The sequence below is a fragment of the Streptomyces humi genome, assembly GCF_001005085.2.
Taxonomy (GTDB): Bacteria; Actinomycetota; Actinomycetes; order Streptomycetales; family Streptomycetaceae; genus Streptomyces; species Streptomyces humi.
In genome coordinates, this window is sequence record NZ_LBMU02000100.1 from 72162 (window position 1) to 89887 (window position 17726).

The 17726-nt window shown below is 71.0% G+C and carries 14 protein-coding genes; 8 read left to right on the plus strand and 6 right to left on the minus strand.

All coding sequences use genetic code 11. The features are described from left to right. Positions 1-69: 69 nt before the first annotated feature. On the plus strand, positions 70-1656 hold the full coding sequence (locus tag AAW13_RS38335) for a Na+/H+ antiporter (RefSeq protein WP_046729544.1): 1587 nt from the start codon (positions 70-72) through the stop codon (positions 1654-1656). Positions 1657-1784: 128 nt separating this feature from the next. Beyond that, positions 1785-2525 (plus strand): SDR family NAD(P)-dependent oxidoreductase, encoded by a 741-nt coding sequence (locus AAW13_RS38340; protein WP_046729545.1) that lies wholly within the window; start codon positions 1785-1787, stop codon positions 2523-2525. Between the two features lie 42 nt (positions 2526-2567). Here the strand turns inward: AAW13_RS38340 and AAW13_RS38345 are convergent, their stop codons facing one another. Continuing rightward, positions 2568-3704, minus strand: a complete 1137-nt coding sequence (locus AAW13_RS38345; protein ID WP_046729670.1) for a mechanosensitive ion channel family protein — start codon at positions 3702-3704, stop codon at positions 2568-2570. 194 nt (positions 3705-3898) lie between these two features. Between AAW13_RS38345 and AAW13_RS38350 the strand changes: the two genes are divergently transcribed. Then, on the plus strand, positions 3899-4468 hold the full coding sequence (locus tag AAW13_RS38350; protein ID WP_046729546.1) for a dienelactone hydrolase family protein: 570 nt from the start codon (positions 3899-3901) through the stop codon (positions 4466-4468). Between the two features lie 7 nt (positions 4469-4475). Here the strand turns inward: AAW13_RS38350 and AAW13_RS38355 are convergent, their stop codons facing one another. From AAW13_RS38355 to AAW13_RS38370, 4 genes are all read right to left on the minus strand, one after another. After that, on the minus strand, positions 4476-6155 hold the full coding sequence (locus AAW13_RS38355) for an alkaline phosphatase D family protein (protein ID WP_046729547.1): 1680 nt from the start codon (positions 6153-6155) through the stop codon (positions 4476-4478). A 124-nt stretch (positions 6156-6279) separates the two neighbouring features. After that, the gene (locus AAW13_RS38360) at positions 6280-7122 is read right to left on the minus strand and encodes a thioredoxin domain-containing protein (RefSeq protein WP_046729671.1); all 843 of its coding nucleotides are present in this window, start codon (positions 7120-7122) and stop codon (positions 6280-6282) included. Between the two features lie 101 nt (positions 7123-7223). Next, entirely contained in the window at positions 7224-7922 is a 699-nt protein-coding gene (locus tag AAW13_RS38365; protein WP_046729548.1) for a hypothetical protein, read from the minus strand. 67 nt (positions 7923-7989) lie between these two features. Further along, entirely contained in the window at positions 7990-9315 is a 1326-nt protein-coding gene (locus AAW13_RS38370) for a DUF2252 domain-containing protein (protein WP_046729549.1), read from the minus strand. A gap of 183 nt (positions 9316-9498) precedes the next feature. On the opposite strand from AAW13_RS38370, the gene dnaE reads away from it, so the two are divergent. Continuing rightward, the gene (gene dnaE, locus AAW13_RS38375; RefSeq protein ID WP_046729550.1) at positions 9499-13038 is read left to right on the plus strand and encodes a DNA polymerase III subunit alpha; all 3540 of its coding nucleotides are present in this window, start codon (positions 9499-9501) and stop codon (positions 13036-13038) included. A gap of 124 nt (positions 13039-13162) precedes the next feature. Here dnaE and AAW13_RS38380 read toward each other — a convergent pair whose 3' ends face one another. Then, positions 13163-13342, minus strand: a complete 180-nt coding sequence (locus AAW13_RS38380) for a hypothetical protein (protein WP_046729551.1) — start codon at positions 13340-13342, stop codon at positions 13163-13165. Positions 13343-13561: 219 nt separating this feature from the next. On the opposite strand from AAW13_RS38380, the gene AAW13_RS38385 reads away from it, so the two are divergent. The 4 genes from AAW13_RS38385 to AAW13_RS38400 all read left to right on the plus strand — a co-directional run bounded on the left by AAW13_RS38385 (position 13562) and on the right by AAW13_RS38400 (position 17582). Continuing rightward, the gene (locus tag AAW13_RS38385) at positions 13562-14782 is read left to right on the plus strand and encodes an NYN domain-containing protein (protein ID WP_046729552.1); all 1221 of its coding nucleotides are present in this window, start codon (positions 13562-13564) and stop codon (positions 14780-14782) included. 179 nt (positions 14783-14961) lie between these two features. Continuing rightward, entirely contained in the window at positions 14962-15936 is a 975-nt protein-coding gene (locus AAW13_RS38390) for an ABC transporter ATP-binding protein (RefSeq protein WP_046729553.1), read from the plus strand. A 115-nt stretch (positions 15937-16051) separates the two neighbouring features. Next, on the plus strand, positions 16052-16882 hold the full coding sequence (locus AAW13_RS38395; protein ID WP_046729554.1) for an ABC transporter permease: 831 nt from the start codon (positions 16052-16054) through the stop codon (positions 16880-16882). A 34-nt stretch (positions 16883-16916) separates the two neighbouring features. Then, the gene (locus tag AAW13_RS38400; protein ID WP_046729555.1) at positions 16917-17582 is read left to right on the plus strand and encodes a DUF2567 domain-containing protein; all 666 of its coding nucleotides are present in this window, start codon (positions 16917-16919) and stop codon (positions 17580-17582) included. The last annotated feature ends 144 nt before the right edge of the window (positions 17583-17726 follow it).

Consider the following 17726-nt stretch of genomic DNA (forward strand, 5'->3'; position numbering starts at 1 on the left):
GCGGGCCTCGTGGGCGGCATGGCAGGCTTGAGGCCTGCCGTGTGATCGTCGACTCCCGGAGCGCAAGCCGTGGATCAGCTGGCCCTGTTGTTCGTGCTGCTGCTCGGGGCCCTGGTGAGTGTCCCGGTCGGGGACCGGCTGGGCCTGCCGGCCCCCGTGCTGATGACCCTGTTCGGGATCGTTCTCGCGGTCGCCGACTTCGTGCCGAACGTGAACATCCCGCCCGAGCTGATCCTGCCCGGCCTGCTGCCACCGCTGCTCTACGCCGCCGTCCGGCGCACCTCCTGGCGACAGTTCGCGGCCAACAAACGGCCGATCTTCCTGCTCGCGGTGGCCCTGGTGTTCCTCACCACGCTGTGCGTGGCGGCCGTCGCGAGCGCCATCGTGCCCGGACTGCCGATCGCCGCGGCGGTCGCGCTGGGCGCGCTGGTCGCCCCGCCCGACCCGGTCGCCGCGACCGCCGTCGCCGGGCAGCTCGGGCTGCCGCGCCGGCTGGTGTCCATCCTGGAGGGCGAGGGACTCTTCAACGACGTCACGGCCATCGTGCTCTACCACGTGGCGATCGCCGCCGTGATCAGCGGGACGTTCTCGCCCTGGCGGGCCGGGCTGGACTTCCTGCTGTCCGCCGTGGTCGCGGTCGCCGTGGGGCTGGCGCTCGGCTGGGGCGCGAACAAGCTGATGGACGTGCTCGGCGACGCGACGCTCCAGATCGGCCTGACCCTGCTCGTCCCGTACGTCTCCTACGTGGTCGCCGAGGAACTGCACGGCTCCGGGGTGCTCGCGGTGCTCACCACGGCGCTGTTCATCGCCGAGTACGCCACCGACGCCGACGACGTGATGACCCGGCTCGCCGGATACACCTTCTGGGACATCGTCGACACGCTCGTCACGGGGGTGGCCTTCGGGCTCATCGGCCTGGAGCTGCACAACGCCATCCGTACGGCGTCCGGCCGCTGGGGCGAGCTGCTCGGCTGGGCGGCCGCCGTCGTGGGCGTGGTCGTCGTCGTACGGCTGCTCTGGCTGCTGCCGGCGACCTGGCTGACCAAGCGGCTGCACGCCCGGCGGGACTACGACGAGGAGATCCCGACCAGCTGGCGGGAGACGGTCGTGATGTGGTGGTCCGGGATGCGCGGGGTGGCCTCCGTGGCGCTGGCGCTGGCCATTCCGCTGCGGACCGACGACGGATCGCCCTTTCCGGACCGGGACGAGATCGTCTTCATCGCCTTCGGGGTGATCATGGCGACGCTGGTGCTCCAGGGGCTGACGCTGCCGTGGCTGGTGAAGCGGCTGGGGGTGCGGGCCGACACCGAGCACGAGAAGGAGATCGAGAAGGAGCTGGCGCTGCGGGCGGCGAAGGCGGCACGGCGGCGGCTGAGGGAGATCGAGCAGGTCGAGGAACTGCCGGAGGAACTCTCCGAGCAGATGCTGCGGCGTGCCTTCGAGATCGGGTTCCGGATCAGTCCCGACGTGGTGGAGGACGAGCGGCGGGAGGGCCACGACAGGCGGGTGCGGCGGCTCAAGCGGGTCCGGCGGATCCAGTCGGAGATGCTGAGCGCGGCGCGGCACGAGGTGCTGGCGGCGCGCAGCGAGCCGGGGGCGGACCCGGAGATCGTCGACCGGGTGCTACGCCACCTGGACGTCCGGAGCCTGCGCTGACCTCCGCCCGCCCCGAGGCAGCGCCCCCTGCGCGCCGCTCGCCCGTACACGTGGCGGCAGTCATACAAACGTATGGCGGCTGTGGATATCCGAAGGCAGCGTCGGCCTCCCGCTCGTAGTCTCGGATCATGGCTCGGAACATTGTGATCAGTGGTGGAGGAACAGGTATCGGACTGGCGGCGGCGCGGGTGTTCGCGGCCGACGGGGACCGGGTGCTGCTGCTCGGGCGGCGCAGAGAGGTGCTGGAGAAGGCGGGAGTGCCGGGTGCGGTCGTGCGGGCCGCCGACCTGACCGACGCGGCCGACGTGCGCGGAGTGGCGCGGTTCGTCGCGGATGAGTTCGGGACCGTGGACGTGCTGGTCCACAGCGCCGGAGGGAACGCGGCGTTCGCGCCCGACGCCGGGGCCGGTGATCCGCTCGATGCCGTCGCCCGCGTCTGGAGCGGCAACTTCCGGCAGAACACGCTGTCGGCGGTGCTGCTCACCGAGGCCCTGAAGGACCGGCTCGCCGACCCGGGCGGGCGGGTGCTGTTCCTCAGCTCCATCGCGGCGTTCCGGGGCTCCGGCACCGGGTCGTACGCGGCGGCCAAGGCGGCCCTGCACCCCTACGCCCACGATCTGGCCAGAGAGCTGGGGCCGCGCGGCGTGACCGTGAACGTGGTCGCGCCCGGGTACGTCGAGGACACCGAGTTCTTCGGCGGCCCCGTCGAGGAGGCACGGCGGCAGCGGCTCGTCGCCGAGACGTCGACCGGGCGGGCCGGCGTACCGGGTGACGTCGCCGCCACCCTGCACTGGCTGGCGTCCCCGGTCGCCGGCCACATCACCTCCCAGATCGTCCAGGTCAACGGCGGCGCCGAGCGCGGCCACTGACCGGGCCACGGGCGCGGTCAGCGGCCTGCACGCGAGGCGCGGTCAGCGGCCGGGGCGTGGGCCGGGGTCGGCGGCGACCGGTGCGGTGCGGTTGTGCAGCCGGTGGCCCTGGGTCACGCCGTCCTGGGTGGGGATGATCCCGCCCGGCGGCAGGACCGCGTCGGCCGTGTTGACCCGGGGCAGGGCGTACGGGTGCTCGGCGGCCAGCCAGGTGATCATCTGCTCGCGGACGGCGACCCGGACTGTCCAGACGTCGTCGGAGTCCTTGGCGGTCACCAGGGCGCGCACCTGGATGGTGTTGGGCGTGGCGTCGGTGACCACCAGGCCGTAAGCCCGCCCGTCCCAGGCCGGGCACTCGCGCAGGATGTCCCGGAGCCGGTCCCGCATCGCCTCGATCGGCGCCGAGTGGTCGAGGTGCCAGTAGACGATCCCGGTCATCTGCGGGGTCCCCCGCGACCAGTTCTCGAAGGGTTTGGAGGTGAAGTACGACACCGGCATCGTGATCCGGCGCTCGTCCCAGGTCCGTACCGTCAGAAAGGTCAGGGTGATCTCCTCGACCGTGCCCCACTCGCCGTCGACCACGACCGTGTCGCCGATGCGCACCATGTCACCGAAGGCGATCTGTAGCCCCGCGAACATGTTGCTCAGGGTGGACTGCGCCGCCACACCGGCGACGATGCCGACGACTCCGGCGGAGGCCAGCAGCGAGGCGCCGGCCGCGCGCATCGCCGGGAAGGTCAGCAGCATCGCCGCCGCGGCCACCACACCGACGATCGCCGTCACCACGCGCATGATCAGCGACACCTGGGTGCGCACCCGGCGCACCCGGGCCGCGTCGTGGTGGACGCGGGCGTAGCGCGAGTACGAGGTCTCCACGACCGCGGCCGCTATGCGCACCACCAGCCAGGCGGTCGAGCCGATCAGCACCAGGCTCAGTATCTGGCCCACGGCCACCCGGTGCTCCAGGAGCACCTCGGCCTGGTCGTAGGAACCTCTGAGCATGCCCGAGCACAGCACCAGCTGGTAGGGGACACGGCCGCGGCGCAGCAGTCCCCACAGCGGTGTCTCGCTGTGCCGCGTGTCAGCCTTGCGCAGCAGTAGATCGGTCGCCCAGCCGATCAGCAGGGTGAGGACGACGGCGCCGCCTATCACGATCAGCGGGCGGAGTACGTTCTCCATCTCCATGGCTCCGAACGTAACCGGATCTGCGGGGTCCTGAACATGGTGGACGGTGAGAAGGACGTCACTGCATGGCCGGCGCCGGCCGGTGGGACCCGGTCCGAGCCCGGTGCCGGCCCTGTGCGAGCCCGGTCACGACCCCGGTGCGACCGCGGTGTGACGGGGGTGTCGGCGGCGGCTGGCACCATGGGCGCATGAACATCATGCTCTTTCACTCGACCTATGGCCTCAGGCCCGCGGTGCGCGACGCGGCGGACCGGCTGCGTGCCGCCGGGCACGAGGTGTGGACGCCGGACCTCTTCGAGGGGCGCACGTTCGACACCGTCGAGGAAGGCAGGGAGTTCAACGAGTCGATCGGCAAGGACGAGCTGCTGAAGCGGGCCGTGCTGGCGGCGGCGCCGTACTCGGAGCGCGGTCTGGTGTACGCGGGGTTCTCGCTGGGCGCGGCGGTCGCGCAGACGCTGGCGCTGGGCGACGCGCGGGCCCGTGGGCTGCTGCTTCTGCACGGCACGTCGGACATCGCGGTCAACGCCTCGGTGGACGGCCTCCCGGTGCAGCTGCACGTGGCCGAGCCGGACGCCTTCGAGCCGGACGACTGGCTGAGCGCCTGGTATCTGCACATGGGCCGGGCCGGCGCCGACGTGGAGATCCACCGGTACGTGGGCGCCGGGCACCTGTACACCGATCCCGGGCTGCCGGACTACGACGAGGAGGCCGCCGAGGCCACCTGGCGGGTGGCGCTCGGCTTCCTCGACTCGCTGTAGGCGGGGCCTACACCGGGTCGTAGGTGCGCTCGACCTTCTGGGTACCGCTGCGGGTGCGGTACGACCGCTCCCACGACGAGGTCGCGTCGGCCTGCGTCTTGTCGGAGAGGACGTAGTAGTCCATCTGGGCCCGGGCGGCGGTGATGTCCAGGATGCCGTAGCCGTGCCGGTCGGTGTCGACCCAGTGGACGTGCCGGTTGGCCAGCTGGATGACCGGCGCGGCGAGCGTGGAGACGACGCCGGGGGAGACCTTGAGCAGGTCGTCCAGGTTGTCCGAGGTCACCGAGGTGACCACGAACTCGGTGGCGGCGGAGGCGGACAGCGGGTACGTCCCGGCGTCCACCGGCACGTCGTTGGCCCAGGCCATGTGGATGTCGCCGGTCAGGAAGACCGTGTTGCCGATGGCGTTGGAGCGCAGGTGGGCCAGCAGCTCGCGGCGGTCGTCGGTGTAGCCGTCCCACTGGTCGGTGTTGAGGGCGAGGCCGTCCTGGGGCAGACCCAGCAGCTTGGCGAGCGGCTTGAGCAGGTCGGCGGAGAGCGAGCCGATGGCGAACGGCGAGATCATCACCGAGTTGCCGACCAGCCGCCAGGTGGTGTCGGAGGCCTTCAGACCGGCCTTCAGCCAGTCGAGCTGGGCCCGGCCGGTGATGGTGCGGTCCGGGTCGTCGACCGAGCCGCTGCCCGTCGACACCTGCTGGGAGCGGAAGGAGCGCAGGTCGAGCAGGGAGAGGTCGGCGAGCTTGCCGAAGCGCAGCCGGCGGTAGGTGGTGCCGGCGATGGCCGGGCGGACCGGCATCCACTCGAAGTAGGCCTGCTTGGCGGCGGCCTGACGGGCCGTCCAGGTGCCCTCGGCGCCCTCGGTGTGGTTCTCGGCACCCCCGGACCAGGAGTCGTTGGCGAACTCGTGGTCGTCCCAGATCGCGATGACCGGCGCCTTGGCGTGCAGGGCCTGTAGATCGGGGTCGGTCTTGTACTTGCCGTGCCGTATGCGGTAGTCGGCGAGCGTGATGATCTCGTGTGTGGGCGCGTGCTGCCGGACCACGGTGTCGCGGGTGCCGTACTCGCCGGTGCCGTACTCGTAGATGTAGTCGCCCAGGTGCAGCCAGGCGTCCAGGTCGCCCCGGGCGACCAGGTGGCGGTACGAGGCGAAGTAGCCGGCCTCCCAGTTGGCGCAGGAGACCACGCCGAAGCGCAGACCGGTGACGGTGGCGTCGGCCGCCGGAGCGGTGCGGGTGCGGGCCACCGGGGAGTCCGTGCCGCCGGCCGAGAACCGGAACCAGTAGTCGGTGGCCGGGGCCAGGCCGCGGATGTCGGCCTTGACGGTGTGGTCGGAGCCCGCGGTCGCGGTGACGGAGCCACGGGAGACGACGTTCGTCAGTGCCCTGTCGGTGGCGACGATCCAGCTGACCTCGGTGTCCGGGCCGATCCCGGAGCCGGGCACGGCGTCGGCGGCCGGGGTCACCCGGGTCCACAGCAGGATGCCGTCGGGCAGCGGGTCGCCGGAGGCGGTGCCGTGCAGGAAGGCCGGGGTGTCCAAGGCGGCGCGGGCCGGCAGCGCGGCGACGAGCGGGGCGGCCAGCACAGCGGTCGCCGCCGCGGCCTTGACGACCGTACGGCGGCGGGGGGCGAGGGAGTTGGGGGAGTCGGCACCCTCGGGGGCCTGAGTTGTTCTGTATCGACTGGTCACGTCCGTAGAGGTTACTGACCAGTATGACCAAGAGCAGGCGAACCGGGGAAAGTTCGCCTGCTCTTCACGCGGAACTGGAGATTCCGCTCGGGGCGGCCGGTGTCAGGCCTGCGTCAGGCCCGCGTCAGGCCTTGAGTGCCGCGTCCACCAGGGAGTTGAAGGACTCGACCGTCATCGGCGGGTTGCCGCTGGAGTCCGCCGTCAGGATCTTGCCGTTCATGACGAAGCTCGGGGTGCCCGTCACGCCGTCCTTGTTGGTGTCCCAGGTCTTCGACATGGCCAGCGCCCAGGCGTCGTACTTGCCCGACTTGACGTCCGCCTGGAAGGACTTGTTGTTCTTCAGGGCGGGGACGGTGTTGGCCACCTCGATGAGGTAGCTGTCGTTCTTGAACTTGTCCTGCGTCTCGTCCGGGTGCCACTTCTTCGAGTACAGCGCGGTCTTGTACTCCAGGAAGGCCTCGTCGCTGACGTTCAGCGCGGCACCCATCGCGGCCATGGCGTTCTTGGAACCCTCGCCGCGCGAGCCGATCTGGCCCTTGCCGAGCGAGTCGCCGTCGAGGAACGTGCCGCCGATGTACTGGATCTTGAACTTGCCGTCGTCGATGTCCTTCTTCACCGTGGAACCGACGGTCTGCTCGAACTGGGCGCAGATCGGGCAGCGCGGGTCCTCGTAGACCTTGAGGGTCTTCTTGGCGCTCGCCTTGCCGATGACGACGGTGGTGCCGTTGGTACCCGTGGTGTTGGCCGGGGCGACGACCTTCTCGTCCTTCACGGCCTCCCAGTGACTGGGCTTGTTCGACTGGACGACGGCGTAACCTATGCCGCCCGCCGCGGCCAGCACGGCCACGACCGAGCAGGCCACGATGACCTGCCGCTTGACCTTCGCGCGCTTGGCCTGCTTCTCGCGCTCGACGCGCAGCCGCTCCCGGGCCGCGGTCTTGGCAGCCGCGCTGTTCCGCTTGCTCATGTTGGTGATCTCCATAGACGACGCGCACATGTCGTACGCGGGATACGTGTGGGGGACTCGTCGTGCTCGGACGAGAGGGCGTGCTCGGGAGGCAGGGGCGCTCAGGCGAAGGAGAAAGGCAGCGCGAGCGCCCCGGAGCACGGCGGTCCACGCCGTCCCAGGGAGTGCACGAGGACCAGCTCGCGGGCGGCGGCCGTCCGCGGTGCCGGACGCGGCAGCCGTCGTACCGGAGCGAGCCGGACCGCTCCCGCGGCGACCGCGAGGAGCAGCGGGCGGAAGGTGGTGGCGGCGACCGCGCGCAGCAGCTGGGTCAGGGCACGCTCACCCCGGCGCAGCCAGGCGGCGGCGAGCAGGCCGACGCAGACGTGCGCGGCGAGCAGCAGCCAGGCGGCGGCGGGGTCGGCGTGCGCGAGGACCGCGGAGGCGCGGGAACCGCCGGCCATCTGCGCCAGCGGGGTCCCCACCGTGCCGCCGTGACACAGCACGTCGAAGCCGACCGCGCGCAGCGGGCCCGCGATGGGGCCGCCGGCCCGGCCGTAGCAGGCGTGCTGGCCGGTCGTGAAGACCGTGTCGGCGGCCAGCTCCAGCGGGATCAGCAGGGCGGCGATCCGGCCGAAGCCGCGCTCGCGGCCCGCGAGCGCGTACGCCGTGCAGAACACCCCGGCGGCGACCGCGGCCACCGTGGTGACCGGCAGCGGGGCCCGGGACAGCAGCACGTGCGACGCGGTGCTGAGCGTCACGACGAAGGCCGTGAACAGCGCCGCGCGCACGGCTCTGAGCTGGGTCCCGGATATGTCCATAGCGGTGGAGAGTCTGTCACGTACTCATGTAGGGGACCCCTAAAAGGGCCCTGTGAATCCGCGAAGGTTACAGCCCTGGAATGCGGCCGTTGCGGAAGAGGTCCACGAAGATCTGGTGGTCGGCGCGGGCCCGGGCGCCGTAGCTGTGGGCGAAGTCGGTCAGCAGGGGGGCGAAGCCGTCCTCGTCGGCGGCGATCGCGGCGTCGATGGCGCGCTCGGTGGAGAACGGCACCAGGGACTCGCCGGACTGGTCGTCGGCCGCCGAATGCATGGACGCCGTGGCCCGGCCGAGGTCCGCGACGACCGCCGCGATCTCCTCCGGGTCGTCGAGGTCGCTCCAGTCCAGGTCCACCGCGTACGGGGAGACCTCGGCGACCAGCTGCCCCGCGCCGTCCAGCTCGGTCCAGCCCAGCCACGGGTCGGCGTGCGCCTGCAAAGCGCGCTGGGAGATCACCGTGCGGTGGCCCTCGTGCCGGAAGTAGTCCCGGATCGCCTGGTCCGTGACGTGCCGCGAGACGGCCGGGGTCTGGGCCTGCTTGATGTAGATCACCACGTCGTTCTCCAGGGCGTCCGTGGAGCCCTCCAGGAGGATGTTGTACGAGGGCAGGCCGGCCGAGCCGATGCCGATGCCGCGCCGGCCGACCACGTCCTTCACGCGGTAGGAGTCCGGGCGGGACAGGGACGCCTCCGGGAGGGTCTCCAGGTAGCCGTCGAAGGCCGCGAGCACCTTGTAGCGGGTGGCCGCGTCCAGCTCGATGGAGCCGCCGCCGGAGGTGAAGCGGCGCTCGTAGTCCCGGATCTCCGTCATCGAGTCCAGCAGCTCGAAACGGGTCAGCGAGCGGGCCGCGCGCAGGGCGCCGAGCAGCGGGCCCTCGGCGGTGTCCAGGGTGAACGGCGGCACCTCGTCGCTCTTGGCGCCGGTGGCCAGCGCGCGGATCCGCTCGCGGTAGGCGGCCGCGTACACCTCGACCAGGTCGGTGATCTGCTCGTCGCTGAGCGCCTTCGCGTACCCGATCAGCGCTATGGAGGCGGCGAAGCGCTTCAGGTCCCAGGTGAAGGGGCCGACGTAGGCCTCGTCGAAGTCGTTGACGTTGAAGACCAGGCGGCCGTTGGAGTCCATGTACGTGCCGAAGTTCTCCGCGTGCAGATCGCCGTGGATCCACACGCGCGAGGTGCGCTCGTCCAGGTAGGGGCCGCCGCGCCGGTCGGTGTCCAGGTCGTGGTAGAAGAGCCCCGCCGTACCGCGGTAGAAGGCGAAGGCCGAGGCCGCCATCTTCCGGAACTTCACGCGGAACGCGGCTGGGTCGGCGGCCAGGAGCTCGCCGAAGGCGGTGTCGAAAACGGCGAGGATCTCCTCGCCGCGCTGCTCGTCGTTGAGCGGGTGGACCGACATCGCTGGGTGCCTCCTGGTGCATGACGTGTACGACAGCCGTATCTGCCGTACCCAACGCTCGAAGGTACGTGGGAGTGCCCGGCTCGTGTCAGTCCCGGGGCATAGACTTCGACGCTGTCCCCCCAGACTGTCCGCAGCCGGTCGGAAGATCGTAGACGCCTGTTCTTTTTGGAGGCAGAAACCGTGTCGAAGCCGCCCTTCACGCACCTGCACGTTCACACCCAGTACTCGCTGCTGGACGGTGCCGCGCGGCTGAAGGACATGTTCAACGCCTGCAACGAGATGGGCATGACGCACATCGCCATGTCCGACCACGGCAACCTGCACGGGGCGTACGACTTCTTCCACACCGCGCAGAAGGCCGGGGTCACCCCGATCATCGGGATCGAGGCGTACGTCGCCCCCGAGTCCCGGCGCAACAAGCGCAAGATCCAGTGGGGCCAGCCGCACCAGAAGCGGGACGACGTCTCGGGTTCCGGTGGTTACACCCACAAGACGATGTGGGCGGTGAACAAGACCGGCCTGCACAACCTCTTCCGGCTCTCCTCCGACGCCTACGCCGAGGGCTGGCTTCAGAAGTGGCCCCGGATGGACAAGGAGACCATCTCCCAGTGGTCGGAGGGGATCGTCGCCTCCACCGGCTGCCCCTCCGGCGAGCTCCAGACCCGGCTGCGGCTCGGCCAGTACGACGAGGCACTGAAGGCCGCCGCCGACTACCAGGACATCTTCGGCAAGGACCGCTACTTCCTGGAGCTGATGGACCACGGCATCGAGATCGAGCACCGGGTCCGCGACGGCCTCCTGGAGATCGGCAAGAAGCTCGGCATCCCGCCACTGGTGACCAACGACTCGCACTACACGTACGCGCACGAGGCGACCGCCCACGACGCCCTGCTGTGCATCCAGACCGGCAAGAACCTCTCCGACCCCGACCGCTTCAAGTTCGACGGCACCGGCTACTACCTGAAGTCCACCGACGAGATGTACGCCGTCGACTCCTCGGACGCCTGGCAGGAGGGCTGCGCCAACACCCTCCTGGTCGCCGAGATGGTCGACACCACGGGCATGTTCGAGAAGCGCGACCTCATGCCCAAGTTCGACATCCCGGAGGGCTACACCGAGGTCTCCTGGTTCAAGGAGGAGGTCCGCCGGGGCATGGACCGCCGTTTCCCCGGCGGCGTCCCGGACGACCGGCAGAAGCAGGTCGAGTACGAGATGGACGTCATCATCCAGATGGGGTTCCCGGGCTACTTCCTGGTCGTCGCCGACTTCATCATGTGGGCCAAGAACAACGGCATCGCGGTGGGCCCCGGCCGAGGCTCCGCGGCCGGCTCGATCGTCGCGTACGCCATGGGCATCACCGACCTCGACCCGATCCCGCACGGCCTGATCTTCGAGCGGTTCCTGAACCCCGAGCGCGTCTCCATGCCCGACGTCGACATCGACTTCGACGAGCGTCGGCGCGTCGAGGTGATCAGGTACGTGACCGAGAAGTACGGCGCCGACAAGGTCGCCATGATCGGCACCTACGGCAAGATCAAGGCCAAGAACGCGATCAAGGACTCCGCGCGCGTGCTGGGCTACCCGTACGCCATGGGCGACCGCCTCACCAAGGCGATGCCCGCCGACGTCCTCGGCAAGGGCATCGACCTCGACGGCATCACCAACCCCTCGCACCCTCGGTACAACGAGGCGGGCGAGATCCGCGGGATGTACGAGAACGAGCCGGACGTGAAGAAGGTCATCGACACCGCCAAGGGCGTCGAGGGCCTGGTGCGGCAGATGGGCGTGCACGCGGCCGGCGTGATCATGTCCAGCGAGCCCATCGTCGACCACGCCCCGATCTGGGTGCGGCACACCGACGGCGTGACCATCACGCAGTGGGACTACCCGCAGTGCGAGTCGCTCGGCCTGCTGAAGATGGACTTCCTCGGCCTGCGCAACCTGACGATCATGGACGACGCCGTCAAGATGGTGAAGTCCAACAAGGGCATCGACCTCGACCTGCTGTCCCTGCCCCTCGACGACCCGAAGACCTTCGAACTCCTCCAGCGCGGCGACACCCTGGGCGTCTTCCAGTTCGACGGCGGCCCCATGCGCTCCCTGCTGCGCCTGATGAAGCCCGACAACTTCGAAGACATCTCCGCCGTGTCGGCGCTCTACCGTCCGGGCCCGATGGGCATGGACTCGCACACCAACTACGCGCTGCGCAAGAACAAGCTCCAGGAGATCACCCCGATCCACAAGGAGCTGGAGGAGCCCCTGGAAGAGGTCCTGGCCGTGACCTACGGCCTGATCGTCTACCAGGAGCAGGTGCAGAAGGCCGCCCAGATCATCGCCGGCTACTCGCTCGGCGAGGCCGACATCCTGCGCCGCGTGATGGGCAAGAAGAAGCCCGACGAACTGGCGAAGAACTTCGTCCTCTTCCAGAAGGGCGCCCGCGACAAGGGCTACAGCGACGAGGCCATCCAGGCGCTGTGGGACGTGCTGGTCCCGTTCGCCGGATACGCGTTCAACAAGGCGCACTCCGCCGCGTACGGCCTGGTCTCGTACTGGACCGCCTACCTGAAGGCGAACCACCCCGCCGAGTACATGGCGGGCCTGCTCACCTCGGTCAAGGACGACAAGGACAAGTCGGCCGTCTACCTCAACGAGTGCCGGCGCATGGGCATCAAGGTGCTCCCGCCGAACGTCAACGAGTCGGTGCACAACTTCGCCGCGCAGGGCGACGACGTGATCCTCTTCGGCCTGGAGGCCGTCCGCAACGTCGGTACGAACGTGGTGGAGTCGATCATCCGGAGCCGCAAGGCCAAGGGCAAGTACAGCTCCTTCCCCGACTACCTCGACAAGGTCGAGGCGGTCGCCTGCAACAAGCGCACCACGGAATCGCTGATCAAGGCGGGCGCCTTCGACTCCCTGGGGCACACCCGCAAGGGCCTCACCGCGCACTTCGACTCGATGATCGACAACGTGGTGGCGGTCAAGCGCAAGGAGGCCGAGGGGCAGTTCGACCTGTTCGGCGGGATGGGCGAGGAGGAGAGCGACGAACCCGGCTTCGGGCTGGACGTCGTCTTCACCGACGAGGAGTGGGACAAGACCTATCTGCTCGCCCAGGAGCGGGAGATGCTCGGTCTGTACGTCTCCGACCACCCCCTCTTCGGCCTGGAGCACGTGCTCTCCGACAAGGCCGACGCGGGCATCGCCCAGCTGACCGGCGGCGAGCACGCCGACGGCGCCGTGGTGACGATCGGCGGCATCATCTCGGGCCTCCAGCGCAAGATGACCAAGCAGGGCAACGCCTGGGCGATCGCCACCGTGGAGGACCTCGCGGGCTCCATCGAGTGCATGTTCTTCCCGGCGAGCTACCAGCTGATCTCGACGCAACTGGTCGAGGACGCGGTGGTGTTCGTCAAGGGCCGCCTCGACAAGCGCGAGGACGTGCCACGGCTGGTCGGCATGGAGCTGACGGTCCCCGACCTCTCCAACGCCGGTACCAACGCGCCCGTGATCCTCACCATCCCGGCCACCCGGGTCACCCCGCCCATGGTCAGCCGGCTCGGCGAGATCCTCAGCCACCACAAGGGCGACAGCGAGGTCCGGATCAAGCTCCAGGGGCCGACCAGGACGACGGTGCTGCGCCTCGACCGGCACCGGGTGAAGCCGGATCCGGCGCTGTTCGGCGACCTGAAGGTGCTGCTCGGCCCGTCCTGCCTGGCCGGATGAGACGGATCGCGGCTCCCTGAGCCGTGCGCCGAGCCGTGAGCGCGCTGAAGGGGCGCACCCGTGTCGGGTGCGCCCCTTCCGTGTGCCTGGGCCGCAACAGCCCTGTGGGACCGGGTCGGTCCGCTCAGTTGTGGCCGAAGCGCTTCTGCTGCTTACGGGCAACATCCGCGGGGCTGCCCTGGATGTGCGACACCGGGGAGTCATGGGACTCCGTCGACGTGCGCTGCGCGTGCTCGTGGGCCTGCTCGGCCTGGGACGCGCGGTTCTGCGAGCCACCCTGCTTGCGGTTCTTGTTCTTGGCCATGGTGATCTGCCTCCTGTGGGGGATCTAGGGGCCGAATTCAGATTCACATAGGCTGACAACAGACGCATTTCGGATAATTACCGTGTGTAACAGGGTTTGTCGGAGAGCGAGACCCGGAAACGCCACGCCGAAGATCGAGTTCGGGCCGTTAACCCACGCGCCGTCGGGCAGACTCGAAGGAAGCCCGAAGGCAAACCTCCCGGAAAGAGGGTGAGTCGCGTGGACCGCTGCATCGTCCTGGTGGACGCCGGGTATCTGCTGGGTGCCGCCGCCAGTCTCCTCGCCGGTGAGCCCTCCCGGTCCCGGATCACCGTCGACCACGCCGCGCTGATCCAGGCGCTGCGCGAGCGCGCGGAGTCCGACACCGAGCGTCCACTGCTGCGCATCTACTGGTTCGACGGCGCCCCCGACCGCGTCCCCCAGCCGGAACACCGCAGGCTGCGGGTGATGCCCCGGGTGACCGTGCGGCTGGGCGCCCTGACCCGCAGCGACGGACGCTGGGCCCAGAAGGGCGTGGACGCGGCCATGCACGCCGAGCTGACCGAGCTCGCCCGCAACCGCGCCTGCTCCGACATCGTGCTGGTGACCGGTGACGGGGATCTGCTGCCGGGCATGATGGCCGCGAAGGAGCACGGCGTCGCCGTGCACCTGTGGGCCGTGCAGGCCGCCGACGGCGACTACAACCAGTCCGAGGACCTGGTCGCGGAGGCCGACGAACGGCGCGTCCTGGACCGGGCGTGGATCACCCAGGCGGTCCGGGCCAAGGAACTGACCGCCGTCTGCGCGCCGCCGCCGGTGCCGCGGCCGGAGATCGCGGCGATCCTCTCCGCGCCGCTGCCGGAGTCGGCGCTGGCCGCCGCCCCCGAGGCCGGCGTCGAGGAGGGGAAGCACGCGCCCGCGGTGAGCGTGGCCGAGAACGGCGTGCAGGAGAGGGTGCCGGCCCCGAAGGGGGTGCCCACCCCGAAGGACCTCGCGGCGCTGCGGGCGCCCGGCGCGCAGCCGGTGCACCCCGCGACCACGGCCACGCTGCGGTGGTCGTCCGACAAGGGGTGGGTGGACCGGCCCGGGGTCGTCGCGGAGCCGGCGGAGGCGGCCTCCATGCCCACGCTGGCCCAGCTGACCACGGCGGAGCAGCGGTGGGCCGACCGGGAGGAGGACATCACGACCGTCGGCGGGGACCCGTACGAGGTGGGGCAGGTGTTCGCCCGGCGGTGGATCTCGCGGCTCGGGGACCAGAGCCATCTCCAGCGGCTGTCCGGGATGTATCCGCGGATCCCGCACCGGATCGACGGGGAGCTGCTGCGGTACGCGGCCCGGTTCGGGCTGCTCGCGCACAAGGACGACCAGATCGACGAGAACGACCGGTACGCCATTCGGGCGGGGTTCTGGCGGGAGTTCGACGTGCCGGCGGGGGCCGGGGAGCATGCGTCGGCGGAGTGAGTGAAGGGGGGCGGCGGCCGTCATCCCGGGTGCGGGCCGGTGGGAGCCTGTCGCGCGGTTCCCCGCGCCCCTCACGGGGCGCTGCGGCGCCCCAAAGGCGAGTAAACGGGGGCGACCCCGTACCCTCGTGCCTTGTGAGTACGGGCGTGGGTCGGGCACTTCGGCAGCAGAGCGATGTCGTGTGTGCCGTGCGTGGGCTGACCAAGACCTACGCCGCGGTCAAAGGGCGGCGTGGGGCTCCCGGGGTGCCCGAGGTGCGGGCCACCGACGGGGTGGAGCTGGACGTCCGGCGCGGGGAGATCTTCGGACTGCTCGGGCCGAACGGGGCCGGCAAGTCGACCCTCGTACGGCAGCTCACCGGGCTGCTGCGGCCGGACTCGGGCGGTGTCGAGATCCTCGGGCACGACATCGTGCGGCACCCGGAGCGGGCCGCGCGGATCCTCGCGTACCTGGGACAGGAGTCCAGCGCCCTCGACGAACTGACCGTCTCCCTCGCCGCCGAGACCACCGGGCGGCTGCGGGGCCTCGACGCACGGCAGGCGCGCGGCGAGCGCGACGCGGTGCTGGAGGAGCTGGGTCTGACGCCGATCGCCGGGCGGGCGCTCAAGAAGCTCTCCGGCGGGCAGCGCCGGCTGGCCTGCTTCGCCGCCGCGCTGGTCGGGGAGCGGCCGCTGCTCGTGCTGGACGAGCCCACCACCGGGATGGACCCCGTGGCCCGGCGGGCCGTGTGGGCCGCCGTCGACCGGCGGCGTGCCGAACGGGGCACGACCGTCGTCCTGGTCACCCACAACGTGATCGAGGCGGAGACGGTCCTCGACCGGGTCGCGGTCCTGGACCAGGGGCGGGTCATCGCCTGTGACACGCCGGCCGGGCTCAAGGAACGGGTCGCCGGCGAGGTGCGGGTGGAGCTGGTGTGGCGGGACCGGGCGCCGCTGGACGTGCCCGAGGTGGCCGTCCTGCGGGAGCGGGCCGTCGAGTCCGGCCGGCGCTGGACGCTGCGGCTCGCGCCCGAGGAGGCCCGGGCCGCCGTCGCCACGGTGACCGGCGGGGCCGCCTTCGCCGCGCTCGACGACTTCACCCTCGCCACGCCCAGCCTGGAGGACGTGTACCTGGCGCTGGGCGGCGCGGCACGGCAGGGGCTGGTGAAGGCGTGAACGTGGACGCGGGAGTGAACGCCGGCACGGCCGGGCCCGTACGGGAAGGCGCGGCGGCCGTACGTGCCGTGGACGCCGTCCCGGCCGTTGCCGTTGGGAAGAGGAGCAGCGCGACGTGAGTGTCGTACCCGCGGAGGTCCTGCCGGGCGGTGCCCTGGGCGTGGAGGAGACGGCGCCGGGCGGCGGCGCGGCGGCCGAGCTGGGGCCGCGTGCCCGGCTGTGGCCCTCGCTGGCGGCCGTCTACCGGGCGCAGCTGTCCCGTGCCCGGGTGGCGCGTATCCCGCTGCTGTTCGTCGCGACCTTCCAGTCCGTCGGCATCATGATCATGATGCGTGGGGTGGTGGACAGCCGGGGCGAGGCCCAGTCCGTGGTGGCCGGTTCCTCGGTGGTCGTCGTCGCCTATGTGGCCCTGAACCTGCTGGCACAGTACTTCGGGCAGCTGCGGGCGAGCGGCGGGCTCGACCACTACGCGACGCTGCCGGTGCCGCCGGCCTCCGTGGTGCTCGGGGCGGCCGCCGCGTACGCCTCCTTCACGGTGCCGGGGACGCTGGTGACGGCGGCCTTCGGGTGTGTGCTGTTCGGGCTGCCGCTGGGGAACCTGTGGATCCTCGTCGCGGTGATCCCGCTCGCCGGCGCCGCCCTGGCCGGGCTCGGCGCCGCCTGCGGGCTGCTCGCGCCGCGGCCCGAACTCGCCACGCTGCTCGGCCAGCTGGGCATGTCGGCGGCGCTGCTGCTGGGGGTGCTGCCGCCGGACCGGATGCCGGGGATCATCCGCCTCGCGCGCGATCTGCTGCCCTCGACGTACGGCGTCGAGGCCTACGCCCGGACCTTCGGGGCCCACCCGGACTGGGCCGTCGTCCTCGTTGACCTGGGTGTGTGCGCCGGGGTCGGCGTGGTGTCGCTGGCCGTCGCGACCTGGGCGTACCGCCGGGCCGCCGTCCGGTGACGCGCCGCACAGGGCGACCTGGCACGATGTCAGGGTGACCGCACCGTTGACGCCGCCTCCGCCGCCGCACGACCAGCCCTCGCACCAGGCCTGGCAAGCGCCGCCGCCTGCCGGGGAGGCCGCGGGCGGGTCGGGCGAGTACGGACAGGACGGTCCCGGGATGAAGACGGAACTGCGGGAGGCCGCGATCGTCGCGGTCGTGCTGGCGGTCAGCGGTGTGCTGCTGGGGCTGCTGTGGCAGTGGCTGGCGCCGCACGTGCCGCTGGTCGGGGACCAGTCCGCCAAGGGCTGGGCGGTCTATCTCAAGGACACCGAGGGCGAGCAGGCGGCCGGTGTGGACGGCACGTTCACGCTGTTGGCGCTGGCCTTCGGGGCGGTGAGCGCGGTGGCGGTCTTCCTGTGGCGGCGGCGTGGGGGTGTGCCGCTGGTGGTGGCGCTGGGTGTGGGGGGACTGCTCGCGTCGCTGCTGGCGTGGCGGGTGGGGATGTGGCTGGGGCCTGAGCAGGACGTGATCGCCCATGCCAAGGCCGTGGGGAAGGGCGTGACGTTCTCGGCGCCGCTGAAGCTCGGGGCGAAGGGGGCGTTGCTGGCGTGGTCGCTGGCGGCGTTGCTGGTGCACCTGGGGCTGACGGCGCTGTTCGGTCCCCGCGACCCCGAGCTCCCTTACGAGGACGGCCCGCACGCGACCCCACCGGCGTAGCGTTCCTCCGCCCCCGCCGCCCCTACCCGTCCCGTCCTCCAGGGGAACGCCCCTTCGACCCCCTCCCAGTGGCTGCCGCCCACGCATCGCCCCGAACGGCCCCGCCTTCAAACACCGGCCGACCTGAGAGGCGCTTGACGGGTG